At 59.3% G+C, this 24481-nt stretch carries 27 protein-coding genes; 14 read left to right on the forward strand and 13 right to left on the reverse strand.

What is annotated here, in order from left to right; translation table 11 throughout:
- The first annotated feature begins 242 nt into the window (after window positions 1–242).
- The 8 genes from AAE029_RS27095 to AAE029_RS27130 all read left to right on the forward strand — a co-directional run bounded on the left by AAE029_RS27095 (window position 243) and on the right by AAE029_RS27130 (window position 6987).
- Entirely contained in the window at window positions 243–1115 is an 873-nt protein-coding gene (locus tag AAE029_RS27095) for an ornithine carbamoyltransferase (RefSeq protein ID WP_371076002.1), read from the forward strand.
- Between the two features lie 45 nt (window positions 1116–1160).
- Window positions 1161–1670, forward strand: a complete 510-nt coding sequence (locus AAE029_RS27100) for a GNAT family N-acetyltransferase (protein WP_371076003.1) — start codon at window positions 1161–1163, stop codon at window positions 1668–1670.
- A gap of 250 nt (window positions 1671–1920) precedes the next feature.
- Window positions 1921–2106: a hypothetical protein gene (locus tag AAE029_RS27105; RefSeq protein WP_371076004.1), complete on the forward strand. Its 186-nt coding sequence runs from the start codon at window positions 1921–1923 to the stop codon at window positions 2104–2106.
- Between the two features lie 37 nt (window positions 2107–2143).
- Complete coding sequence (locus AAE029_RS27110) at window positions 2144–2413, forward strand: hypothetical protein (protein WP_371076005.1); 270 nt, start codon at window positions 2144–2146, stop codon at window positions 2411–2413.
- A gap of 171 nt (window positions 2414–2584) precedes the next feature.
- Window positions 2585–3730 carry a TRAP transporter substrate-binding protein gene (locus tag AAE029_RS27115; protein ID WP_371076006.1) on the forward strand — a complete coding sequence of 382 codons (1146 nt, stop codon included), beginning with the start codon at window positions 2585–2587 and terminating at the stop codon, window positions 3728–3730.
- A gap of 88 nt (window positions 3731–3818) precedes the next feature.
- Window positions 3819–4484, forward strand: a complete 666-nt coding sequence (locus tag AAE029_RS27120) for a TRAP transporter small permease subunit (protein ID WP_371076007.1) — start codon at window positions 3819–3821, stop codon at window positions 4482–4484.
- The gene (locus AAE029_RS27125; protein WP_371076008.1) at window positions 4481–6229 is read left to right on the forward strand and encodes a TRAP transporter large permease subunit; all 1749 of its coding nucleotides are present in this window, start codon (window positions 4481–4483) and stop codon (window positions 6227–6229) included. The genes AAE029_RS27120 and AAE029_RS27125 overlap by 4 nt, the downstream gene beginning before the upstream one ends.
- Window positions 6230–6351: 122 nt before the next feature.
- Window positions 6352–6987, forward strand: a complete 636-nt coding sequence (locus AAE029_RS27130; RefSeq protein WP_371076009.1) for a DnaJ domain-containing protein — start codon at window positions 6352–6354, stop codon at window positions 6985–6987.
- 178 nt (window positions 6988–7165) lie between these two features.
- Here the strand turns inward: AAE029_RS27130 and AAE029_RS27135 are convergent, their stop codons facing one another.
- The gene (locus AAE029_RS27135; RefSeq protein ID WP_371076010.1) at window positions 7166–7939 is read right to left on the reverse strand and encodes a glutathione S-transferase family protein; all 774 of its coding nucleotides are present in this window, start codon (window positions 7937–7939) and stop codon (window positions 7166–7168) included.
- Entirely contained in the window at window positions 7936–8562 is a 627-nt protein-coding gene (gstA, locus tag AAE029_RS27140) for a glutathione transferase GstA (protein ID WP_371076011.1), read from the reverse strand. The genes AAE029_RS27135 and gstA overlap by 4 nt, the downstream gene beginning before the upstream one ends.
- A gap of 140 nt (window positions 8563–8702) precedes the next feature.
- Between gstA and AAE029_RS27145 the strand changes: the two genes are divergently transcribed.
- Window positions 8703–9662 (forward strand): LysR family transcriptional regulator, encoded by a 960-nt coding sequence (locus AAE029_RS27145; protein WP_371076012.1) that lies wholly within the window; start codon window positions 8703–8705, stop codon window positions 9660–9662.
- A 214-nt stretch (window positions 9663–9876) separates the two neighbouring features.
- Window positions 9877–11271, forward strand: a complete 1395-nt coding sequence (locus AAE029_RS27150; RefSeq protein WP_371076013.1) for a DUF1254 domain-containing protein — start codon at window positions 9877–9879, stop codon at window positions 11269–11271.
- A 33-nt stretch (window positions 11272–11304) separates the two neighbouring features.
- On the opposite strand, the gene AAE029_RS27155 is transcribed toward AAE029_RS27150, so the two are convergent.
- The 4 genes from AAE029_RS27155 to ssuD form a co-directional block, all read right to left on the reverse strand.
- Entirely contained in the window at window positions 11305–12663 is a 1359-nt protein-coding gene (locus tag AAE029_RS27155) for an FAD/NAD(P)-binding protein (RefSeq protein WP_371076014.1), read from the reverse strand.
- A gap of 21 nt (window positions 12664–12684) precedes the next feature.
- Window positions 12685–13050, reverse strand: a complete 366-nt coding sequence (locus AAE029_RS27160; protein ID WP_371076015.1) for a hypothetical protein — start codon at window positions 13048–13050, stop codon at window positions 12685–12687.
- A gap of 126 nt (window positions 13051–13176) precedes the next feature.
- Window positions 13177–14514, reverse strand: coding sequence for an LLM class flavin-dependent oxidoreductase (locus tag AAE029_RS27165; RefSeq protein ID WP_371076016.1), 1338 nt, complete (start codon window positions 14512–14514; stop codon window positions 13177–13179).
- Window positions 14515–14583: 69 nt separating this feature from the next.
- A complete protein-coding gene (gene ssuD, locus AAE029_RS27170) occupies window positions 14584–15753 on the reverse strand; it encodes an FMNH2-dependent alkanesulfonate monooxygenase (RefSeq protein WP_371076017.1) in 1170 nt (389 codons plus the stop codon).
- A 192-nt stretch (window positions 15754–15945) separates the two neighbouring features.
- On the opposite strand from ssuD, the gene AAE029_RS27175 reads away from it, so the two are divergent.
- On the forward strand, window positions 15946–17319 hold the full coding sequence (locus AAE029_RS27175) for an LLM class flavin-dependent oxidoreductase (RefSeq protein ID WP_371076018.1): 1374 nt from the start codon (window positions 15946–15948) through the stop codon (window positions 17317–17319).
- A gap of 57 nt (window positions 17320–17376) precedes the next feature.
- On the opposite strand, the gene AAE029_RS27180 is transcribed toward AAE029_RS27175, so the two are convergent.
- From AAE029_RS27180 to AAE029_RS27195, 4 genes are all read right to left on the reverse strand, one after another.
- On the reverse strand, window positions 17377–18708 hold the full coding sequence (locus AAE029_RS27180; protein WP_371076019.1) for an MFS transporter: 1332 nt from the start codon (window positions 18706–18708) through the stop codon (window positions 17377–17379).
- A 219-nt stretch (window positions 18709–18927) separates the two neighbouring features.
- Complete coding sequence (locus AAE029_RS27185; RefSeq protein ID WP_371076020.1) at window positions 18928–19581, reverse strand: methionine ABC transporter permease; 654 nt, start codon at window positions 19579–19581, stop codon at window positions 18928–18930.
- Window positions 19562–20647 carry a methionine ABC transporter ATP-binding protein gene (locus AAE029_RS27190; protein WP_371076021.1) on the reverse strand — a complete coding sequence of 362 codons (1086 nt, stop codon included), beginning with the start codon at window positions 20645–20647 and terminating at the stop codon, window positions 19562–19564. Before AAE029_RS27190 ends, AAE029_RS27185 begins: the two co-directional genes overlap by 20 nt.
- Before the next feature lie 95 nt (window positions 20648–20742).
- Window positions 20743–21567, reverse strand: a complete 825-nt coding sequence (locus AAE029_RS27195) for a MetQ/NlpA family lipoprotein (protein ID WP_371076022.1) — start codon at window positions 21565–21567, stop codon at window positions 20743–20745.
- 390 nt (window positions 21568–21957) lie between these two features.
- Here AAE029_RS27195 and AAE029_RS27200 point away from each other — a divergent pair, with 390 nt between their 5' ends.
- Window positions 21958–22122 (forward strand): hypothetical protein, encoded by a 165-nt coding sequence (locus tag AAE029_RS27200; RefSeq protein WP_371076023.1) that lies wholly within the window; start codon window positions 21958–21960, stop codon window positions 22120–22122.
- A gap of 66 nt (window positions 22123–22188) precedes the next feature.
- Here AAE029_RS27200 and AAE029_RS27205 read toward each other — a convergent pair whose 3' ends face one another.
- Entirely contained in the window at window positions 22189–22674 is a 486-nt protein-coding gene (locus tag AAE029_RS27205; protein ID WP_371076024.1) for a cupin domain-containing protein, read from the reverse strand.
- A 126-nt stretch (window positions 22675–22800) separates the two neighbouring features.
- Between AAE029_RS27205 and AAE029_RS27210 the strand changes: the two genes are divergently transcribed.
- Both AAE029_RS27210 and AAE029_RS27215 read left to right on the forward strand, forming a co-directional pair.
- Window positions 22801–23049, forward strand: coding sequence for a hypothetical protein (locus AAE029_RS27210; RefSeq protein WP_371076025.1), 249 nt, complete (start codon window positions 22801–22803; stop codon window positions 23047–23049).
- A 35-nt stretch (window positions 23050–23084) separates the two neighbouring features.
- Entirely contained in the window at window positions 23085–23222 is a 138-nt protein-coding gene (locus AAE029_RS27215) for a hypothetical protein (protein ID WP_371076026.1), read from the forward strand.
- An 87-nt stretch (window positions 23223–23309) separates the two neighbouring features.
- On the opposite strand, the gene AAE029_RS27220 is transcribed toward AAE029_RS27215, so the two are convergent.
- Window positions 23310–23495 carry a hypothetical protein gene (locus tag AAE029_RS27220; RefSeq protein WP_371076027.1) on the reverse strand — a complete coding sequence of 62 codons (186 nt, stop codon included), beginning with the start codon at window positions 23493–23495 and terminating at the stop codon, window positions 23310–23312.
- Between the two features lie 398 nt (window positions 23496–23893).
- Entirely contained in the window at window positions 23894–24418 is a 525-nt protein-coding gene (locus AAE029_RS27225) for a sigma-70 family RNA polymerase sigma factor (protein WP_371076028.1), read from the reverse strand.
- Between the last annotated feature and the right edge of the window lie 63 nt (window positions 24419–24481).

Below are 24481 nucleotides of genomic sequence, written 5' to 3' on the forward strand. Positions count from 1 at the left end.
TTTGATGTAGAGACGGATTCAGATTTCAGATCGATTCGACCTGAAATCATCCGGCTCTAAGTGAAAACCGGGTCCTCTTGGGGACTCGATTCATTGAGCTTATCGATTGGCTGCTATCTTCCAGTTGTAGACGCAGCGATCAAGGCCGATCGCGATTTCGAGCTCGAAAAGCCGGAGCCATGCTGCTTTTGCCGTGAGATATTGGCGATATCCTGCACACCGAAGCACATTTTGAGGCAACAATGTTCATTGCAACTGATAGAAGCTTTCTAGAATTCCACCAAATCCCGACGGAAGCACTGACAGCGATCATTCGGCGCGCTGGTGTTCTGGCTGATGCCTGGTCCAGACGCGCCATGCCTCAGAGCCTGGACGGTAAGCGGGTGGCACTGATTGCAGATGACAGCGGATGGAGAAATACGACGGCTTTCGACCTCGGCGTCCAGGCGATGGGAGGCATCTGCGTGCATGCTCCGATCAGCTTCAATGGGAGGGAAACGACGGACGATTTGGCAGCCTACCTTGATAACTGGTTTGATTTATTGGTTGTTCGCATGAAGGAGCTGTCGGCTTTGCGCAAATTAAGCGCCGTGGCGAAAGCACCTGTCATCAATGCGAGAACCAGATCGAACCACCCCTGCGAAACGCTTGGCGATCTCTCCTATGTTCAAGACAGGAGAGGTAGCTTGGAGGGCCTTAAGGTCGTCGGCGTAGCCGCCGATGCGAACATATTGCGGTCATGGGTCGAGGCCTCGCTCGTGTTGCCGATCACCGTGGTCCAGGTTTATCCGGAAAGGTGGCATGTTCGCGATCCGGCTCTCCTCAATGCGAGATTCAGGACCAGCACCGATGTGGAAGAATTGCTGGATGCCGACGTGATCCTGACGGATTCCTGGCCGCATGACGCCGCGGAAGCGGTACTGAAGGACTATCGGATCGACGCAGCGCTCCTCGACAGGTGCCGCACAGATACGATCTTCCTCCCCTGCCCGCCTGTCATCAGGGGCGAGGAAGTCACCGCCGACGCCATGACACATCCGGCATGCCAGAGCCCTGCCGCAAAGGCTTACCTGCTGCATGCACAAAATGCCTTGCTCGAATGGGTTGTCGCATAACCCTCCCTAAACGCCTTCTATTTAGGATATGGATCGGAAAGCCAGATGAAATTGTCGATACGGCCAGAACCTCTGGACCAGGAAGAAGTGCGGACATTTCTGCGAATGGCAGACGAGCGATCTTTGCTGCTCTATCCCGGAAACAACCGCGCGGGCCCGGACCTTGCCTCCCTGGCATCTCCAAACATGCGCTTTTTCGTGGCTCGCTCGGAAGGACGCGCGGTCGGTTGTGGCGGCTTCGCAATAGGGCCCGACGGAACGGCAGAATTGAAACGCATATTCGTCGATCCGGAGGCTAGAGGGCAAGGCGTCGGCCGGAGGATCGTAGAGGCCATCGAAGAGGAGGCGCGACACATCGGGGTTCGGCTGATGCAGCTGGAGACGGGCGTAAAATCGGCCGAAGCGATCAGTCTGTATGGTCGCCTTGGTTACAGGCAGCGTGGGCCATTTGGAAACTATGAGGCCGATCCACTCAGCGTCTTCATGGAAAAGAGCCTGATCGGCGCCTCCAATCTGCCGCCCTCCTCCGTCACGGCCATCAGAGATACGTCTTAAAGAATGTACGTCTATCTCGCTTGATGGCTCGTCACGCCTCATCCGACCGGGAACATCCTGGCGTTTTTAAAGTTTGAGTAAAGGAGAACGCGGAACATTTGCCATGCGATCCCGCACCAGAACTAGTGTCAATGGCTTACTGCCCGTCTATGGCGCCGTCTTCCTTTGCGCCCTCTCCCTTTCTGCACTTTGCCAGGAATCGGATTCCGGGCCGCCCTGCCAGGCACCTGATGTTCAGCAAAACGGTGCAATGGCGAAAACCGACCGTAAGCCAGCCAATCCGGGCGCCGTCGCGAGCACGGATTTGAGCAGGTGCAAGGGTGTGCTCAAGCCGCCGGCGACCGGCGACAAAGGTCTCGTCGAGCCTGCCCCTCATACCGACGCCATGCCGGAGATTCGGCCGGGTGAAACGCCACAACAACAGCCCGGGCAATAAGGGAGTCGTAAACGCTCCGACACGCAAAAGAGGTCTCATGGCAAGTTTCGAAGAGATTTTTGAAATGCGCACCAGACCCGCCACTTTGAAAGGCATCTGGCTGCGTCTTGACAACGGACAGCATGTGCTCGAGGCGCCATGTGACATGCTGCTCGGGAACGCCGTCGTGCAACTTGCTGCTCTGAATGAAGATAATTTCGTAGTCGACCAAGCCGCCGTCCTGTTTGAACATGGCAGCCTCGATTGCGAGGTTTGCCGGAAGCTTTTCCAACGCTATGGCAAACGCCTGACCGTAGCTCCGGCGTAGCACTGTTTTGCAAGTTTTCGGGTACCACCGCCCCACTTGGCTGGTCTGGCTCGATTTTAGCAATGTTGGATTGAAAATATCTAACGATGCCGGACAGAGGCCTTTGCTCGCGCCGCTTTTCAGTAGTATCTTCTAATATGGGCGGAAAGCCCAGTTCTGGGAGGAGAACAAATGACAAAAGCAAGGACCCCAACAGGGGGCAATAGGTCGCGCCGTAAATTCCTTGGCGGGGCGGCGGTGGCCGGTGCTGCCATGATTGCGGCGCCGCACGTCGTCAAGGCGCAGGGACCGGTCAACATGCGCTTTCAGAGCACATGGCCGTCAGCCGATATCTTCCATGAATTCGCACTCGATTTCGCCAAGAAGATCAACGATATGACAGGCGGCGATCTCAAGATCGAAGTGCTGCCGGCAGGCGCGGTTGTGCCCGCATTCGGTCTGCTCGACGCGGTCTCGCAAGGGACGCTCGACGGCGGTCACGGCGTGCTCGTCTATCACTACGGGAAGCAGACGGCGCTGGCGCTGTGGGGTTCCGGCCCAGGCTTTGCGATGGATGCCAACATGCTTCTGGCCTGGCATAAATATGGCGGCGGCAAGGAGCTTCTTGCAAAGCTCTACGAGTCCATCGGCGCCAATGTGGTTTCGTTCCCCTATGGCCCGATGCCGACGCAACCGCTCGGCTGGTTCAAGAAACCGATCGCCAAGGCCGAAGACCTTCAGGGCTTGAAGTTCCGAACGGTCGGAATTTCGATCGACGTCTTCACCGGCATGGGAGCGGCGGTCAACGCGCTGCCGGGCGGCGAGATCGTCTCGGCACTCGATCGCGGCCTGCTCGATGCGGCGGAATTCAACAATGCCTCATCCGATCGCGTACTCGGCTTCCCCGACGTCTCCAAGATCTGCATGCTTCAGAGCTATCACCAGAATGCGGAGCAGTTCGAGGTCATGTTCAACAAGACCAAGTACGACGCGCTGCCCGAGCAGATAAAGGCCATAGTCGCCAACGGCGTCGAGGCCGCCTCCCAGGACATGCAGTGGAAAGCCATCGACCGCTACTCCAAGGATTATCGGGAGATGCAGACCACCGACAAGGTCAAGTTCTACAAGACGCCCGACGCGATCCTGAAGAAGCAGCTGGAGGTCTATGACGAAGTAGTGAAGAAGAAGGCCGGAGAAAACCCGCTCTTCCGGGAAATCCTGGAATCCCAGATCGCTTTCGCAGAACGCGCGACACGGTGGGAACAGGATACCATCGTCAACCGCCGCATGGCGTTCGACCACTATTTCGGAAAGGAAGGGGTGGCAAAGAAGATCTGACAGCGTGGGCCACGCAGGCAAGGCATCGTCGCGATCATCAATCGGTGGTGCCTTGCCGCTTCAATTTCTCGCATGATCGGGGGCACGCGTGACTGTTCAGCATTTTCTCAATGCAGTCGATTCAATCAGCCTGTGGGTGGGAAAGGCCGCTGCCTGGCTCATCATCGGCCTGATGACGCTTGTCTGCGTCGAAGTCTTCAAGCGTTACATCATGAACATGCCGACGGCCTGGATATTCGACGCCAGCAACATGCTCTATGGCACGCTGTTCATGCTCGCGGGCGCCTATGCATTGGCGCAGAACGGCCACGTGCGCGGCGACTTTCTCTATAGCTCGATGCGACCGCGCACGCAGGCAGCGCTCGACCTCGTGCTTTATATCGTCTTCTTTCTGCCCGGCATCGCCGCCCTCCTCTATGCCGGCTACCACTATGCAGCGCTTTCGTGGCGGATCGGTGAGCATTCGACGGTGACGGCGGAGGGTCCACCTATCTACTATTTTAAGACGGTCATTCCGGTCGCCGGCGCGCTCGTGATGCTCCAGGGTCTGGCCGAGATCACGCGCTGTATCGTCTGCCTCAGGACCGGTGAATGGCCGAGCCGGCTGAAGGACGTCGCGGAGATCGACGTCGTCGAGGAACAGCTTGCTCACAGCGAGCACGTGGATGAGGAAACGCGCAAAGCCGCGATCGCGCGTGCACAGCAGATCGAAGAGGCGGCGCGGCAACGTGGAACGGGAGATCTGAAGACGTGAGCGATCCGCTTCTCGGGCTGTTGATGCTGGTCCTCATCGTGGTCGTTATCGTCATGGGCTTCCCGACTGCCTTCACACTGATGGGCCTCGGCATGTTCTTCGGCTTCTATGCCTTCTATAACCCCGCCGAACACTGGATCGACAATCGCGTCTTCGACCTGATGGTCCAGCGCACCTATGGGGCGATGACCAACGACGTGCTCATCTCCATCCCGCTCTTCGTGCTGATGGGCTATGTGATGGAACGCGGAGCGCTGGTCGACAAGATGTTCTACAGCATCCAGCTTTCCTTCAGCCGTGTGCCTGCCTCTCTCGCCGTCGCCACCCTGATCGTCTGTACCTTCTGGGGCATCGCCAGCGGCCTTGTCGGTGCCGTCGTCGTGCTGATGGGCGTGATCGCCTTCAACCCGATGCTGCGGGCGGGATATGATGTGAAGCTCGCCTCCGGCGTGATCACCGCCGGCGGCACGCTCGGCATCCTGATCCCGCCATCCGTCATGATCATCGTTTATGCCGCCGTCGCCGGCCAGTCGGTCGTCAAGCTCTATGCCGCCGCGATGTTCCCCGGCTTCTTCCTCGCTTTCCTTTATCTCGTCTATATCTTCGTCTGGGCGACGCTCAACCCGAAGATCGCACCCACCTTGCCGGAGGAACAGACGAAGGTGCCCGTACCGGCCTGGATGCGAGGTCTTCAAAAGGCCTATTCGCCGAATATGTTCGTTGGGCTACTTTCTGCGTTGGTTTCACCGTCGAAGGCAAAGGCCCTCAAGAGGGAGAATGGCCACCCCCTCACCTATCTGGCGCTCTTGAAGAATCTCTGTGCCGCACTTGTGCCCTTCGCCTTATTGGCCTTCACCCTCCTGCTGGTCTGGTGGTATGTGGTCATCTATCAGCAGGCCGCCTCGGGCTCCGAAGCACCTGCCGGGCTCGAAGAGCTCGGCGCTCCGGCGACGGATGCGGCACCGACCACGCCAGAGGGACCTGCGACCGCCTTCTACGTCTCTTTCGGCATCGTGGCTGCAATAGCGATCCTGATGCTCGCCCGCTACTACTGGAAGATGAATGCCGAGCGCCTCGCGCTTGCGAAGCTTCTAATCTCGTCCGTCATGCCTCTGGGCATCCTGACCGTCGTGGTCCTTGCCGTCATCCTGTTCGGGATCACGACTGCGACCGAGTCCGCCGCGGTCGGCGCCGCCGGCGCCTTCCTGCTGGCGTTCCAGGCGCGGACCCTCAATTGGAAACGCACGAAGGAAGCGGTGTTCCTGACCGCAAAGACCACGGCCATGGTCTGCTGGCTTTTTGTCGGCTCGGCGCTCTTTTCTGCCGTCTTCGCCATACTCGGCGGTCAGGCGCTCCTCGAACAATGGGTTCTGGCGCTCAATCTGACGCCCATCCAGTTCATGATCCTGTCGCAAGCGATCATCTTCATCCTCGGCTGGCCGCTCGAGTGGACGGAGATCATCATCATCTTCGTACCGATATTCCTGCCGATGCTGAGGCATTTCGACATCGACCCGGTCCTCTGGGGCGTCCTCGTCTTCGTGAACCTGCAGGCGGCATTCCTGTCGCCTCCGGTCGCCATGTCAGCCTTCTATCTGAAGGGTGTCTCTCCCCCGCACGTGACCCTCAACCAGATATTCGCGGGCATGATGCCATACATGCTGATCGTCATCGTCTGCATGGTCCTCATGTATATCTGGCCCGGCCTGACGCTCTGGCTGCCGGAATATCTTTACGGCGATTGATCGGGCTGAGAGCTATCAACTTTCAAATTTTTCCCGTTCTTTTTGTCCAAACTTCGCCCTTGTGATGGTAGAGAAAGCGTCGATGGCCTGCGTGGCTGGATGTGAGAGGCAGCGGAGTGGACGTGACGGATCCCTACGATATTCTTGGTGTTGAGCGCGACGCGAACGAGGCGCAGATCAAGGCAGCTTATCGGCGGCACGCGAAAGCGACTCATCCGGATTCCGGCGGCGATCCGGAGACGTTCGACCGGGTCAAGAAAGCCTATGAACTCCTGCAGGATCCCATAAGGCGCAAGGTCTTCGATGACACCGGCTACGACGTCGAACTCGCCGACGCCGTCGATCTGCAGGCCTTGACCATCGTCGAAAAGCTTGTCACCGACGCCGTCCTGGACGAACGCGACCCGGGAAGCTTCGATCCGGTAGCGCAGATGCAGGCAAGCCTTTCGGAAGAAGTCCGCAAGGCGCGCTTCAGCAAAAGCGAACTGGAACGTCATTCCTCCCGCATCACGCTCCACCTGGAGCGACTCGGCAAACGTCCCGGCAGGGACGTGCTTGCACATATGTTTCGTGCCCGTGTCGAGGCGATTGCAAAGGCCATCGCCGAGACAGAGGCCAAGATCGAAGCGGCGCTGCGCGCCTCGAGCATGCTCGACGGCTACAGCTACGAGCTCGATCCGCAACCCCTGCCCGAAGCGCACGCCCCGAATGTCGAATGGATCGAGCCGTCCAAGGCTCGGTCCGGGGTAGCGCGATAGGGCGCTCCAGAGTCTCATACCACAATCGGGCGCGTCTCTTTCCACCCTCATTCCTGTGCCTGTCACAGGAATCCAGCCGCCGTGCGTCGGCACGGCGAAAAGACTCCTCTCAGCTGATCAACTTTCTCTGAGATCGCTATGATGGATCCGGCAAATAGCTCTCCCTCATCGGCCGGCATCACGAAAAGCGAGTCTCCCGCGCAGTGGACACGGCGCTGCTGGATCCCTGTGACAGGCACAGGGATGAGGGCGGAGAGAGACGCGCCGCGACCTTGAGAAGATAAGCGTCGTGACGTTCCAGAAAAGCGCGTAGGCGATCGGGATAGTCCTGATCGACCGCCCTGATGACGCTTGGCCTCCTGGATAGTGCCGAGCGCCAGGCGACAGTTTTCGGCAGATCAGCGAAAAGCTTCATGTCTAAGATGGCGTCGAAAACGTCGAAATAGCGGAAGATCGGCCCATAGACGGCATCGACGAGACTGAAGGCTTCCCCGGCAAAATAAGGACCGTCGGCAAGGATAGCTTCGACACGGGCGAATTTCGCAGCCACTGCCTGGCGCGCCTGGTCGTAATGTTCAGGGTTCTGCGCCGTCTCAAGCCTCCAAATATCGGACAGGATAGCGGATCCGAACTCCATCCAGGCCCGGTGACGGGCCCTTTCTAACGGATCGGCCGGATGCAGGCGTGGGCCGCTTCCGGTCTCCTCGATATATTCGCAGATGACAGTGCTTTCGAAGAGAACCGCTTCCGGGACATCTGCCGATCGAACCCGAAGCAGCGGCACTTTGCCGAGTGGCGAGATCGCCTGAAACCATGCCGGCTTGTCCGCAAGATCGATGAGGATCCGTTCGAACCGGATCCCCTTTTCATCGAGGGCGATCGCCGCGCGCTGGACATAGGGGCAGAGGTGATGGCTGACGAGTGTCAGCGGTGGAGGATGCTTCGCATTCATGCCGCCACCCTCATCCCTTCGGCCTGCATCGCCTCACGCACCCTCGGGCGTGCCCCGACGCGCGCCATGAAATCGCGCAGATGCGGAAAGGCGGAAAGATCGACCTTCGTGAATGCCGACCAGCCGACGATGGTGAAGAGATAGGCATCGGCGGCGGTGAAACGCTCGCCCATCAGAAATGGTCCCGATTTTGCAAGATGGGTTTCCACGAAGCCAAGACGGTCGGCAATTTTCCTGCGCGCGACATCCTGCGCCTGCGAACCATATTCCGGATGAAACAGCCAGGGACTGTACATCTTGTGAAGCTCGGTCGCGACGAAGTTGAGCCAGGACTGAAATCGATAGCGCTCCAGCGACCCCGCCGCCGGCGCAAGCCCTGCTTCCGGCTTCAGGTCGGCGAGGAATTGAACGATGGCCGCCCCTTCCGTCAAATGGGTACCGTCGTCCAGTTCCAGAAGCGGCACATATCCGTTAGGATTTCGGGTAGTAAGATCGATCCCTGTTTCGGTGAGGTGAGGCGTTCTCAAAATGTCGACTCGCTCAAGTTCAAGCGAAAGACCTGCCTCGCAGGCGACGATATGCGGTGAGAGCGAGCAGGTTCCGGTGGCGTAATAGAGCTTCATGGCGCGGTCCTTTCGAATGGGAGCGATGGCTTCGTTCGTCTTCGGCCAAGATCTACGGTGCGACGATCTGCAATGCACGTTGGGATTTCGCCAGACGCGCTTGCATGACTGCAAACGAGCTCCGTGCTATGAAGGATGACATGAAGGATTGGAACGACCTGCAACTTGTCCTGGCGGTTCGCCGAACGGGCGGCCTGACAGCCGCCGCAAAAGCGCTCGGCATCGACCATTCGACCGCTTTCCGCCGCCTTAACGCACTGGAGGAGCGCATCGGTGTGCGCATCTTCGAACGCTTGCCGGGCGGCGCCTATCAGCCCACACCCGCGGGAGAGCGGATGGCCGTGACGGCCGAACGGATGGAGGACGAGGCACTCGCCCTTGATCGCGATATCGCCGGCCGTGATCATCAACTTTCCGGCCGGCTTCGCGTCACCTCGTCGGAAACACTCGCCTACAGCCGCCTCACCGGTCATCTCGCCGCGTTTCGCCAAACGCATCCGGGGATCCTGGTGGAACTTGTCGTCGACAACCGTGTTCTTAGCCTGTCGCGCCGCGAGGCGGATATCGCATTGCGGCCGATCCGCCCGAAGGAGACGGATCTTTGGGGCCGTAAGCTCTCGGGCGTGGCCTGGAGCCTCTACGCCGCGCCCGCCTATCTCGACGCGAATGGTGGGCCAATGGCCGATACGGGTGATCTCGGTCGCCACACCCTGATCGGCTGGGAGGAAACTGCTGCCGGTATCATGGCCGCCGACTGGCTGACCCGTCATGCACCGCCGGAGACCTTTACCTATCGCACGAGCAGCCTCGTCAATCAGCTTGTCGCGACCAGGGCCGGAATGGGCGTCTCGCTGCTTCCCTGCTATCTCGGCGATGCAGAACCGGGCATCACCCGCGCATTGAGCGAGCCCATTTCCGAACTGACGGGCGAGCTCTGGATCATCACCCATGCCGACCTGAAAAGCACCGCGCGGGTGCGCGCCTTCTTCGATCTTGTCGGCGAAGCGCTTGCCAGGGAACGCAATCTCTTCGAGGGTAGAGGCCCACAGGGAGATGCACCGTCATCGCATGAGCCGAAGCAGCGCCGTATCCAGAATTAACTGGCGGTGGATTGTTCATCGACGCTTGAAGATCCTTCCTTAATCCCACTCGGTTGCCGATGTGTTCCCGGAAATTGATCTGAAGCGTGACCTTCGGTGGGGCCGTTTACTGTTGCGTGCTAAAATTTCTCGACCCGATGACGCAATTTCGGAAACGTCAAAACTCAGCATGGCCTCATGCTATTGGCGTCAAGCGCATATCAGGAGGAGAAAAATGAGAACCTTCTTGTTAGCCGCGCTATGTGCCGGGGCGATGCTTTCGATTCCGAAGGCTCAGGCGCAACAGAGCGTCTCGTCCGAAGAGGCGCGTGAAATTGCACAAGAGGCCTATATCTACGCTTATCCGATGATATTGGGGGACGTGACGCGCAACGTCATGACCAACGTTGCAGAGGCGACCGGGCTGCGCGCGCCGATGAACCAGATGTCGCACACGCGCGCCTTTCCTGACGCATCGTTCACCGATGTGGTGCGCCCCAATACCGATGCGCTCTATTCGATGATGTATTTCGACGTGTCCAAGGAGCCGATGGTCTTCAGCGTCCCCGATTCCAGCGGGCGTTACTATCTCCTGCCCATGCTCGACCTGTGGAGCGACGTGTTCACTGCACCGGGCAAACGCACAACAGGAACCGACGCGCAGAATTTTGCCGTCGTCGGACCGCGCTGGCAGGGGCAGTTGCCGCCCGGCATGACCGAGTACCGGAGTCCCACGGCGATCGTGACCCTGATTGGGCGCACGCGGACCGATGGCAAGGCCGACTATCCTGCCGTGCACAAATTCCAGGATGGCATCAAAGCCTGGCCGCTCAGCGCCTATGGCAAACCCTATACACCGCCGAAAGCCACGGTGAATCCAAACCAGGACATGGGAGCGCCATTAGAGCAGGTTGAAAGGATGGATGCGGAGACGTTCTTTTCCCGCTTCGCCGAACTGATGAAAGACAACCCGCCGCACGCGAACGATTATCCGATTCTTTCGCGTATGCAGCGGATCGGCCTCGAGCCCGGCAAGAGTTTCTCGTTTGCGTCGGCTCCGGAGGAAGTGCAGGACGCGCTCAACACTGCACCGGCGGAAGCACTCGACAAGATCAAGGCCAGCGTGGCCAAATCCGGAGTGCTGATCAATGGCTGGCGCATCAACCTCACGGCTATCGGCACCTATGGCACCGATTATCTGCATCGAGCAGGCATCGCCTATGCCGGCCTTGGGGCCAATCCGGTCGAGGACGCGGTCCATGCGACCGTGTTCACCGACGCGAGTGGAGCGCCATTCCGCAGCGATCGGCGCTACGTGTTGCATTTCGATAAGAGCCGAATTCCGCCGTCGCGCGCGTTCTGGTCACTGACAATGTACAATGAGCGCCAGCTATTTGCAGCCAACCCGATTGACCGTTACGCGATCGGCGACCGCGACAAACTGAGCTACAACTCCGACGGCTCTCTCGACCTCCACATTCAGCGCCAATCCCCGGGCAAGGACAAGGAGTCAAACTGGCTGCCGACGCCCGCCAGCGGTGCGTTCATGATGAGCCTGCGCCTCTATTGGCCGAGGACCGAAGTGCTTGACGGCACCTGGAAGCCGCCCCCGGTGAGGCGTGTTGACTAGTCCAGATACGAATAGTGATGGCCCGAAATTCGCTCAGGACATGCCCGAGGCAATTGCATCGGCGACGTGTTTCGCCTGAACCCGGATATCGGGCACCGCCGTGATTTCCCAGAACTGTCCGGCCGTCAATGCGCCGACGGCAAAGATGTCTTTCTGCACCTGCCGATCGGCACCGAGCACCCGCGAGTCCCTGTCGACCTCGAGACCCAGACCGAGCTCGTCCGCACGGATCATTCCCTGTTCCAGCATTTCCTTCAGGAGCGGGGAATGGCCGAGCCCGGCGCGCTCCATGCCGGTGCAATTGACGATCCAGTCCGCATGCAACGAGGCGGTACTACCGCTCTTCCGTGGCCGGTAGCTCAGCACCATGCCGGCGGTAGCCTCTGCGATGGCTTCCAGAAATCCTGCATGGACAATCACCGTATCACTGCGCACCAAAGCGTCGAACCTTTCGAAGATGGCCGGCGAGATCCGATGCCTGTGGATGTTCCACCACGGCAGGGCGTGGCGCAGGAAGCGCGAGCGCTGTTGGCTGGTCAACTCCTGCCACAGTTCCTGAGTTCGCGGCCGCAATCCGTCCATCACAGCCCGCCAGTTGGCGCCGTGGCGCACCTGCCGGCGCAGGGCTGAAAGAAGAATGCTGATCTCGCGCGTGCCTGCCGGGAACTGCGGTTCCACCGGAATTGTCCGCTGGATCTGATGAGAATGGGGAAGAAGGCCGCGGCGCGACAACACATCGATGCGGCCCCTGTGACCGTGGGCGCGCAATGCCACAACCTGATCGATCATCGTCAATCCGGAGCCCAGGATGCACACGCGATCCTGTGTACCGACATGCGACAGCCAGGACAGTTTCCAGGGATTTACGACGATCCGGGATTTTGACAGCGGTGCAAGGTGATTGCATGAGACAGGCAGCTGCGCGTTGCCGACCCCGAGACAAAGTACAACTTTCCGGGCGGTCAACTGTGCACCATTGTCCAGCTGAAAGACCATTCCGATTGAAAAGCGCTCGACGCATCCCGCTGCCTTCGCCTTGATGAAATCAATCCTGGCACGACTATCCCGACCGCGCAGCAGGGCGGCGAGTGTGTCTCGAAGATAGAGTCCATAATCGCCGCGCGAGGCAAATTCATCGGCAGATATGGCGCTGCCCCGTCGATGCAGCCATTCGATGAAATCGTTCGACCTGTCCGGGAAAACCGACATGCGTCCGGCCGGCACGTTCAAGCGGTGAAGATAGAATTCGGTGCGATAGGCTGTACCTCGGCCGAAGCCGGGATCATCTCCAACCACCGCAATGGATCTCGTTGCAGGCAACAGGCACAGGAGATTGATCGTCACGGCGATCGCCGAAAATCCGGACCCCACCACAACGACATCATAGGCCAAATGATTTTCCCGCACTCACAGTCACCTTCGTGCGTCTGCGGCGGCATGCGCCTCATCCAGATGCTCGGCAAAAAGGTGCTTGCGCACGAGCACGCCCATCACGCGGGCGGCGGTGGAGAAGGTCATTTCGTGAAGAGGTCCCTCGCCTTCCCATGGCTTTGTCAGACGTTCGGTGACCTCGCCCACGATATTCATCGGCACGATATCGGTGCAACCCCGCATCGCTCCGAAAACGGTGCTTATCGGATAGGAAGACCCCTCATAAGAAACCAAGGGCTCTTCCGTATGCGGCTTCCACTCCTCGAAAGCGAGAAGTGCGTCCCGGAACAATTCCTGCTGGGTGATCGGCGCATGTCCATCGCAAAGTGGTGGCAGAGCCTTTGTCATGTCTGCTCCTCTCGTGACTAACTGGCACTGAAACGCGGGTCCCGGGAGGCCGGTTCCAGCGACAAGGCAAAATCTCTACCAGGTCGATAGCGATTAAGATTTGGCGCTGCCGGCGCAGCCGGCTGCTTACTTTTTGGAGCGGGAAAAGAATCGGTTTTCGGGCCTAGGCAAGCCGAGATGCTCGCGCAGTGTCGCACCCTCATACTCCCTGCGAAACAGCGATCGCCGCTGCAATTCCGGAACAAGGCGCTGCGTCACGTCGTCCAGCCCCTGCGGCAGATAGGGGAAGACGACGTTGAAACCGTCCGATGCCTGCTCGAAAAGCCATTGCTCCATCTCGTCCGCGACCGTCTCGGGCGTGCCGACGAAGGCGAGCCCGGAATAGCCGCCATAGCGCTGCGCGAGCTGCCGCACCGTCAGCTTTTCCTCTTCGGCAAGCTTGAGCACCTGGGCGCGGCCGGTCTTGCTGGCATTGCTTTCCGGTATTTCCGGCAGAGGACCGTCTGGATCGAAACCGGACGCGTCGTGGCCGAGTGCGATCGACAGCGATGCGATGGCGCTGTCATAGTGCACGAGGCTGTCAAGCTTCGCGCGCTTGGCGCGGGCTTCCTCGACGCTGTCGCCGATGACGACGAAAGCCGCAGGCAGCATCTTCAGGTGATCGCAATTGCGGCCAAGCCCATCCATCCGTCCCTTGATATCCGCATAGAGCGCCCTGCCGGCGGCGAGGTCGCGCGGCGAACAGAAGACGACTTCAGCGGTCTCCGCTGCAAGCTGGCGGCCGGGCTCCGACTGGCCGGCCTGCACGACCACCGGCCAGCCCTGCACCGGGCGAGCGATATTCAGCGGGCCACGGACATTTAGTTCCTCGCCCTTGTGATTGAGAACATGCATCTTTTCCGGATCGAAGAAGATGCCGCTCTCGGCATCGCGAATGAACGCATCATCGGCGAAGCTGTCCCAGAGACCGGTGACGACGTCGTAAAATTCCCGCGCCCGGTGATAACGCTCGCCATGCTCCACGTGCGTTTCCATGCCGAAATTAAGAGCGGCATCGGGATTGGAAGTCGTGACGATATTCCACCCTGCCCGGCCATTGCTGATATGATCGAGCGACGCAAAGCGGCGGGCAACGTGGTAGGGCTCGTCGAAGGTGGTCGAAGCGGTGGCAACAAGGCCAATACGCGTGGTCACCGCTGCAAGCGCCGAAAGCAGCGTGAACGGTTCGAAAGAGGTAACCGTATGGCTGCGCCTCAGCGCCTCGACCGGCATGTTGAGCACGGCAAGATGATCGGCCATGAAGAAGGCGTCGAATTTCGCCGCCTCGAGCTTCAATGCGAAGGACTTGAGATGTCCGAAGTTGAAATTGGCGTCCGGAAAGGAGCCAGGATAGCGCCATGCGCCGGTGTGGAGACTGACCGGGCGCATGAACGCGCCGAGCCGCAATTGCGGTGATGGTGGCATTCTTTCCTCGCATTCGCTTCAGCCAAGATCATTTGGCAACGTCGACTTCGACTATCAAGACGTCGCCAATCACGACTGGGAGACCTTCAGCTTCGGCCGATGATCGCCCGCGATCGTTTCGCCAAACGGCCCTGTATTGATCGAGGCATCGCGCGGTTTCACCGGCGTTGCGAGCGGCAGGTTCGGCAGGACGAGTTCACCGAAGCGATAGGCTTCCTCCAGATGCGGATAGCCGGACATGATGAAGGTATCGATGCCGATCTCGCGATATTCCTCCATCCGGGCCTTCACCTCGTCGGGATTGCCGACAAGCGCCGTACCCGCGCCGCCGCGCACAAGGCCGACGCCGGCCCAGAGGTTCGGGCTCACCTGCAGCCTGTCGCGCCGGCCGCCATGCAGGCGGCTCATGCGGCTCTGGCCGACGGAGTCCATGCGCTCGAACACTTTCTGCGCCGCTGCAATGGTTTCATCATCGACATACTGGATGAGCTCGTCGGCGGCCTTCCATGCCGCCTGCGAGCTCTCTCTCACGATCACATGCAGCCTTATCCCGAAGGTCACTTCGCGCCCTTCCGCCGCGGCGAGCGCTTTCACCTCGGCGATCTTCTTCGCAACGTCTTCCGGCGGTTCGCCCCAGGTCAGATATTTGTCGATCGTGCGGGCTGCCACCTGCTGGCCGACGCCGGATGAGCCCCCGAAATAGAGCGGCGGATGCGGCTGCTGGTATGGCGGGAAAAGCAGCCTGCCATCCTCGATATCGAAGTGCCTGCTCTTGGTGGTGACGCTCTCGCCGCGCAGCACCGCCTTGTAGATGTTGAGGAATTCCTCGGTGACTTCATAGCGTTCGCTATGATCGTAATGAATGCCGTCGCCCTTGTTCTCGATCGGATCGCCACCGGTGACGACGTTGATGAGCACCCGGCCACTCGAAAGCCGGTCAAGCGTGGCCGTCATGCGCGCCGCAAGCGTGGGCGACAACAGGCCGGGCCGTACCGCGATGAGGTAACGGAGCCTTTCCGTCAACGGCGCAAGTGCCGAGGCGACCACCCAGCTATCCTCGCAGCTGCGCCCTGTCGGGATGAGAACACCGTAGTAACCGAGTGCATCGGCCGCCTGCGCGATCTGCTTGAGATAGCCGAGATCGACATTGCGCCCGCCGATCGACGTGCCGAGGTAACGGCTGTCGCCATGCGTCGGCAGGAACCAGAGGACGTTTATTTTTTCAGGTGCAGCGCTCATTTATGGCATTCTCCAAAAGACGACGGCTTGAACACCGCTCATTGACAAATGGGTAAAATATAAAGTCTATAAAATTCATTGATAATAAAAATCGGCCGATATTCGCCTGCGCGGAGAAAAATCTTTCCGGTTTCCAACGTGGGGCCAAATCGGTCATCAGGACGGCGATTCATGCCCTCAAGGAATATGTCCATGAAGAAAATGCAGATCTACGCCTTCGACATGAACTGCGTCGGCCATATCAATCACGGCATGTGGACGCATCCGCGCGACACCTCCTGGCACTACACCGATCTCGACTACTGGACAGATTTTGCGCAAACGGCCGAACGCGGCATGCTGGACGGCATATTTTTCGCCGATATCGTCGGCGTCTACGACATCTATAAGGCAAGCCCCGCACCGACGATCGCGACCGGCGCGCAGATCCCAGTCAACGATCCGCTGATCCCGATCTCGGCAATGGCCTATGTCACGAAGCATCTTGGCTTCGGCGTCACCGTCAACACCACCTATGAACCACCCTTCCTGCTTGCCCGGCGCATGTCGACGCTCGACCATCTGACCAAGGGCCGCATCGGCTGGAATATCGTCACCGGCTATCTCGACAGTGCCGCCCGCAGCATGGGTTTCGACAGGCTGCCGGAGCATGATGCGCGCTATGACGCGGCGGAGGAATATCTCCAAATTCTCTACAAGCTCTGGGAAGGAAGCTGGGACGACGACGCCGTGCTGCGCGACAGGGCAAAAGGCATATTTGCCGACCCGGCCAAGGTCCGCGCCATCAGGCACGACGGCAGATACTACCGTATGGAAGGCATCCACCTGAGCGAGCCCTCACCGCAGCGCACGCCCCTGCTCTTCCAGGCCGGCGCCTCCGCCCGCGGACAGGACTTCGCCGCATGCCATGCCGAATGCGTTTTCATTGCCGCCCCGAGCCCGCAGGCCGCGAGGCCCACGGTCGATGCGCTCCGCCGAAAGACCGAGGCATTCGGCCGCGGCGCCGATGCCCTACGGATCCTGTCTCTCATCACTGTCGTCGTCGGGCGCACCGAGAAGGAAGCACAGGACAAACTCGAAGACTATCGCCGGCATGCGAGCATCGAGGCGTCGCTCGCGCACTATTCCAGTTCCATCGGCGTCGATTTATCGAAATACGGACTGGATGACGTGATCGAACAGTCGACGACCAACGCCAATCAATCGGCGCTCGCGGCAATCACCAAACAGGCATCGAAGCCAGTGACGCTGCGCCAGATCATCGACCAGATGGTGCTCGGCAGCCGCATGAAGCCGGTCGTCGGCTCACCGGAACAGATCGCCGACCATCTGCAGACGTGGATCGAACAGGGCGGAATCGACGGCTTCAACCTGGCGCGGACGGTGGCGCCGGAAAGCTTGCGGGACTTCGTGGATCTCGTCGTCCCGGAGCTGCAGGAGCGTGGCCTCTTTAAGGCCGGCTATGCCGAGGGACCGCTGCGGCAGAAAATCTTTGGGGGCGAAAGCGGGAGGCTGCCGGCCTCGCATCCAGCGGCCTCTTTTCGGAGCCCTCCGTTCCGTGTCTGAGAGGGCATGGCGAGGATGAAGGACGCGGAGAGCCCCCGCCCCCGCACATGGCGACCCTTACACTCCAGGCGTAGGCTCAGCCGGCTGCTCCCAGATCTTTATCTGGCGCGTCTCCGGCATCAGGAATAGAGCTAGCAGGAAGCATACCGCAGGAACTGCAATCGGGTAGATCAGCGCATATCCGACGCTGCCGGTGGCGGCGAAAGCTGCCGAGGTGATGAACGGCACCAATCCGCCGCCCCAGCCGTTGCCGATGTGATACGGCACCGATACCGACGTGTAGCGGATCCGGCCGGGGAAATATTCAGCAAGAAACGCCCCGACAGGTCCGTATACCATCCCGACATAGCAAACGAGGATGAAGATGATGAAGACCGCGGCCGGAATGTTGATGGCACCAGGCTGCGTGACTGCTCCCAGCCACGAATACAGGGGATAGTAGGTGAGCGCGGCAAGTGCCATGCCTCCCAGGATCACCGGCTTGCGACCGATGATGTCGGACAGCCAGCCGAAGAAGATCAGGCTCGGCGTCGCAATGAGCAATGCAAGCCCGACGATGTAGGATGAGGTCAGCGCGTCAACCTTCGAAACCTGCTGCAGGAAGTACAGTGCCCAGAACTGGCCGCTGTACCAGACCACGCCCTGCCCGATCAGCACGATGATGGCGATCCCGACATATTTCATGTTGGAGCTCAGGAAGGCTTCCTTCCACGGATTTCGGGTCATCTGCCCCCTCGCCTTGATCTCCTGGAAAATGGGTGTCTCCTGGAGCTGGAGCCGGATGTAGATTGCGATGGCGACCAGCAGGAAGGACACGAGGAACGGAACGCGCCACGCCCATGCGCTGAAAACTTCATTGCCGAAATAGCTGCGCGTCGCGATGATCACGGCGAGCGACACCACGATCCCGAGAGTGGGCGAGGTCTGAAGCCAGCCGGTGTAGTAGCCGCGGCGTTCGTCGGGGACATGCTCGGCGACATAGGTGATGGCACCGCCATACTCGCCGCCCAGGCACAGGCCCTGGATCATCCGAAGGCCGAAGAGAATGAACGCAGCGGTCAGGCCGATCGACTCGTAGGTCGGAATCAGACCGATCGCGCCCGTGCCCAACCCCATTCCGCTGAGCGTGATGAGAAAGGTGTATTTGCGGCCGACCCGGTCTCCCATCCAGCCGAAAAGGAACGCTCCTAATGGCCGGATCAGGAATCCCGCGGTAAACAGCGCAATCGTGCTCAAGAGAGCTGCAACGGGGTGGGATTGTTCAAAGAACTTGACCGACAGAACCGCGGCCAGGCTTCCGAAGATATAGAAGTCATACCATTCGATGATGTTTCCCACCGAAGCGGCAACGATCACGCGGCGGAAATCGCTCGGGACCTGAATAGCCATGTCTTTTCCTCCTCAAGACATTGCCCCCAATCCATTGGTATCATAGCACAAAAATAGCCTGATCAAAAACCAGGCCCGGCTCCGCCTGTGGGGAGTAACGGTTTGTCTCAAAATACCTGACTTTACACCGGCAAGGACCGTCATGGTGAGACGGTCGAAAGCAGACGGAGACGACGACCAGCCGTCTCCGCAATTGACGAGAGCGCCCGGAACCGCGTCTCAACGATGGTCGAGCCGGGCGGTCAGCCGGTCGCCGAGCCACTGGATGCCGCTGACAAGCACAATCAGCACGGCAACGACGGCGATCATGACATTGGTTTCGAAGCGCTGATAACCGTAGCGAATGGCGAGATCGCCGAGCCCGCCTGCGCCGATCGCACCCGCCATGGCCGAAGCGCCGATCAGCGTCACGAGTGTCACGGTGAAGCCTGCCACGATGCCAGAAAGCGCCTCCGGCACCAGAACTTCGCGGATGATCGTCCAGCGGTTGCCACCCATGGCGCGGACCGCGTCGATCAGACCGCGATCGACCTCGCGCAGCGAGACCTCGGCGATGCGGGCGTAGTAAGGCGTTGCGGCAATGGCGAGCGGCACGATCGCCGCCCAAGTGCCGAGCGCGGTGCCGACGATCAGCCGTGTCACCGGAATGAGCGCCACCAGCAGGATGATGAAGGGTACGGACCGGAAACCGTTGATGATCCCGCCGAGAACGCGGTTGATCCAGAGGTTTTCGGCGATGCCACCGCGGTTCGTAAGCACCAGCGCAAGACCAAGCGGCAGACCGGCAACGAGCGAGATCAATCCCGAAGCGGCAGTCATGAGAATGGTCTCCCAGAGGGAGCGCACCAGCAGTTCAAACATGATCGGTGTCATAGCCGAGCACCTCCACCCGGGCCGAGCGGGCTGTCAGAAATTGTTGGACCTTGTCGGCAAGCGAAGCGTCCCGCGTTGGAACGGCGATGAAGAACCGCGCCACCGGCTGGTTCTGGATGTGGTCGATGCCACCGTGAACGAGCCTGAAGGAATGCGGCAGAGCAGCCGAAAGCTCTGCAAAAACCGCGCCCTGTGCCGCAGGGCCTGCAAGATCGACGCTGAGGATCGCTTCCCTCCCCGTCGTCGGTGACAGACGTTGAGCGATGTGCTCCGGCAGTTGCGGGCGGATACCGCCGAGCAGGCTTCGTGTGATTGCTGCCTGCGGATCGGAGAAGACCGACCAGACCGAGCCCTCCTCGACGATCCGGCCGGCATCGATGACCGCGACTCGATCGGCAACCGTGCGCACCACTTCCATCTCATGGGTGATGAGCAGGATCGTCAGGCCGAGCTTGCGATTGATATCCTTGAGAAGCGAAAGGATCGACCGCGTCGTTTCCGGATCGAGCGCCGAGGTGGCTTCGTCGGAAAGCAGCAAGGCAGGTCGCGCGGCAAGTGCGCGGGCAATGCCGACCCGCTGCTTCTGGCCGCCGGAAAGCGCCGAAGGATAGGCCTTCGCCTTGTCCGCAAGACCCACGAGGTCGAGCAGTTCGCGTGCGCGCTGCAATCGCTCCGCCTTTGCCACGCCTTCGATCTTCAGCGGCAGGGCGATATTCTCCTCGACGGTCTTGGCGGAGAGCAGATTGAAATGCTGGAAGATCATGCCGATGCGGCGGCGAAGCGGCTGCAGCTCCTTTTCTTCCAGGCCGGCGATGTTGCGCCCTTCGATATAGATCTCGCCGCTATCGGCCCGTTCCAGCCCGTTCAGGCAGCGGATCAATGTGGACTTGCCGGCACCGCTGCGACCGATGATGCCGAGGATTTCGCCCTTGTGCACCGTGAGCGAAATACCGTCGAGCGCTGGCGTCGTCCCGAAGCGGCGTCTGACATCGATCAGCCGCACCACCTCTTCGGTTGCGGCTTGCAACGGCGTTTCGATTGCCGATGCGGAAACGAATGAGTTCATCTTCTGTCCTTCCGGATATGCCCGAGGCGGCCTGGGCTTGAACGCCCGGCCGCCTCGGTTCCCCGCTTACCGCAGATGCGGTTATGATCAATAGGTCAATAGGCGCTGAGGCCCGTCCCCTTATAGACCTTGTCGAATTCCGCCTTCACCGTGTCGTTCTGATAGGAAGAGACAAGCGTCTTGACCCAGTCCGCCTTCTCGTTTTCCTGCTTGACGGCAATGAAGTTGCGGTAGGGATTGTCGGCGATCGGCTCCTGGGCGATGCGTTCGGCCGGCGACAGGCCGCTCTTCAGCGCCCAGTCGGTATTGACGACGCCCGCATCGAGATCGTCGGTCGAACGGCCGACGATGCCGGCATCCAGCTCCCTGATATCGAGTTTCTTCGGGTTTTCCGTAACGTCCGCAACGGTCGCAAGAATGCCGGAGCCTTCCCGGAGCTTGATCAGACCTTCGTTCTGGAGAACGAGCAGGGCCCGACCTTCGTTCGACGGATCATTCGGTACGCCAATTACCGCCCCCTCCGGAAGCTCGGCCACCGCCTTGTGCTTCTTCGAGTAAAGGCCGATCGGCCAGATGCCGGTGTAGCCGACCGGGACGATGTGATAGCCGTGCGTCTGGATCTGATTGTCGAGATAGGGCTTATGCTGGAAGGCATTGGCGTCGATCTCGCCACGCTCCAGCGCCTCGTTCGGCTGGGTATAGTCATTGAAGATGACCGTTTCAATCTTGAGCCCCTTCTTGGCGGCTTCCGCTGTTACGACCCGCCAGACATCCTCGTCCTCGCCCGCCATGATGCCGATCTTGATCGACTTGTCTTCAGCGAAGGAGGGAGCGGGCGTCGTAAAGGCAACGAGCACTGCGGAAGCGGCGATGGCGGCGAGAGCCGCGCGGCGCGAAAGGGTGAAATTCGTGTTTGTCATTTTGATCCCGTCTGACTGAATGAGGCAGAGCCCCGAGCGTGCGGATCATCTCAAATACACCCTTTTCAAGCCAAGCACGAACATCTTCGACCAAACCGGAGTCTGAAAAACTCTTTCGGAATGTCCAAAATTGCCGGGATAAATTTCTATAGAATTTATAGGAATACATAGAGATGCCGATCGCCGCCGACGTTAACCAGCCGCTAACTTCCCGGAAACTGGAGGCAATCCATCTTGCAGCTCTGCCGACGAAAGCAAAAGAATTCGTCCCCGGCACCGCAAGTATTCGCAATCGAAGAACCGATTTATTTCGAGATTCCATCGCAAGAAGTCTCGAATGGAACTTTCGCGAGCATATCCACGTTGTAGACCAAAACGGGGAGTATCGCCATGCGTCAATCATTAGCACTTGTTGGCATCGGCTTTGTAGTGGCCGCCGGACTGGCTTTTGCCTATCTCTCGCAGCCGACCGGACCGGTCACCACCGCAAAGACGGATCGCTTGCAGCCGCCGGGCGTCCAGACCGCCTTTGTCATGGAACGTTTTGCCAAGTGACAGTCTGGGGTCTCACTTTTTTGTGATCGCACGGACAGGTCCGCCCGTGCGCGATCATTGTTGTCGTCAGGTTCCCGGTTCGCCATCCCAATAATCCACCTCGTCACCGTCGCGACGAACGGTTCTGAAGCGTGAGCCATCCGGCTTGTGGCTCGACACCAGGAACTTTCCGGAATCGGGATATTCCACCACTTCCAACTTTACCTTCGTCGAAATCCCCAAGTAGCGAAGAACTGTCTCGCCGGTGTTGATGATCTGATGGGCGGTTTCCCGCCCTCCACAGGGTGCACCGAGCACGTCGCCGGCCTTGAACGCGAACTCCCTTTCACCGAACCGGTATGTTCCGTTTCCTTCCAGGATGAAGAACAGTTCGTCCTCGCCATGGTGGTTATGATACGGGCATCCCGATTTTCCGGGCGGTACTTCGCTGTAACTGACACCGAGGCCGGACAGGCCGATCAGGGAGCCGAAGGACGTGTCGGTCGATTCATAGCGCTCGCCCCGGCTCCAATGATCAAGCTTCAATGATGCGAGACTGATGATCGGATCCATGGCGGCCCCCCATTTTTGATTAAAGCGATCATGTATCGGGAAGGCTCCGGATCTCGCTCTGCCGACATCTCCGGGAACAATGTGACCTCCCCCTCTGTTAAGACCATATTACCAAGGAGCATCACGATGCCAAAGTCCGGCATGCCGAAGGACGACAATTCGATGACAGCGATCCGCAAGGACGCCGAGGCCCAGTTTGTCAGGACAAGGGAAGGTGCGGTCAACAGCGGCGTCAGCAGCGCCAAACCGCGCGTCATCACCGGCTCGGACGATGCAACCATACACAAGCTGCCGCCCGGTCAGCGGGAACCGAAAAAGGATTGGGACATCAACTACGATCCGCTCAAGATGAAGGAAGGCAATTTCAGGGGCTGAAGCCAACACCGCAACGTATTGGAAAAACAAAGATCATGCGCGCCCTGATGCTCATCATCATCATGTTGATGGTCGGATCGATCCTCGGCATCCTCGCAATCAAGCCCTACATTCAAGGATCGGGCGGGCACGAACAGCCGCCAGAGACCATCCAGCAGTCGATGCCGAAATGAGCCTGGTAATTCGAAGGAAAGTACCAGGCAGCTTTCGCGCGGAAGTGCAAAAAAGCAAAAGTTAGAGCGTTCTGCGGAGATGCGGCATCAATTGAGGCTGATATCGAGGGATGTCCGCTTCTGACGCTCGGCGAGATCCATGACGTAATCGTCTGCAATATCGGCAAGCACAAGCGCGACTTCCGCCTGGCGCCAGCCCGCCGCGATGGCGCGACGAACGAGCTCGTTAAATGCCGCCTCGAGAACTTCCTCGCATTCCAGCGAGCGTTCCATGGGATCGGCGTCAGGTCTTGGCGATTGAATATTTTCCATAGTGCTAATGTGGACACTTTTGGATCGCACACAAGCAAACATTTTATGACTAATTAACGATTAACGTTACCAGCGTTCGCAAACCCCGTCAGAATCAACAGAAATGTTCGCTCAAAGCGATTTGGCCGGGCGATTAGACCAGGATAAATCGCTGTCTTCTTTTTGGAAACTTTCCGGCCAATGTCAACCGAACCTTACAGGGTTGAGCCCGGCAGCGGTCCGCCGCCGAACTGCACCAGCCTACCGAGATCAATACGCTTGTTTCAATTCGGCACATCGGCGAGCAGTTTCGACCACAAATCGCGGCGGGCACCTATCCGCACTTGCGGTTTCTTCGCGTCCGCCTCGCCAGCAGCCTCTCAATTCACCTGCTGATGCATTTCATCCCCGAGTTCCACAAGAAGATGATGCCTGGCGCGGTTAAGCCGGCTTTTGACGGTGCCGACTGAGCAATCACAGATTTCGGCGGCACTTTCATAGCTTTCGCCGAGAATGACGACCAGAGTGAGGATTTGCTTGTATTGTCCCGGAAGGTTCTCGAAGGCACGCTCGACCTCCCGCGTCCGGACCGACAATTCCTGCGTCGGCTCGAATGTCGCTTCCAGCATGGCGCTCTCGTCGTCGCCGGGCGCCTCGCGTCTGGCAATTTTTGCCCTTGTGCAGAAGGTATTGCGCATGATGGTGAACAGCCAGGACTTCAACCGCGTGCCCTGCTCGAACTTGTCGAGATTGGCGAGAGCCTTCACAAGCGTTTCCTGAACGAGGTCGTCGGCATCGGCGGGATCGCGATAAAAGCTTCTTGCAAAAGCGCGAAGCGCCGGAATCTGCTTCACTATGTCCGCATGTGCGGAACCGTCATGGGTTTTGAGCGCAGACACCAGCATCCCTTTCATCTGGTGACGTGATCAGGCAGAACGCATCGTATTCCCCGTTGTTCCGGCTTCGCC

This window comes from Sinorhizobium sp. CB7, assembly GCF_041357635.1.
Taxonomy (GTDB): Bacteria; Pseudomonadota; Alphaproteobacteria; order Rhizobiales; family Rhizobiaceae; genus Rhizobium.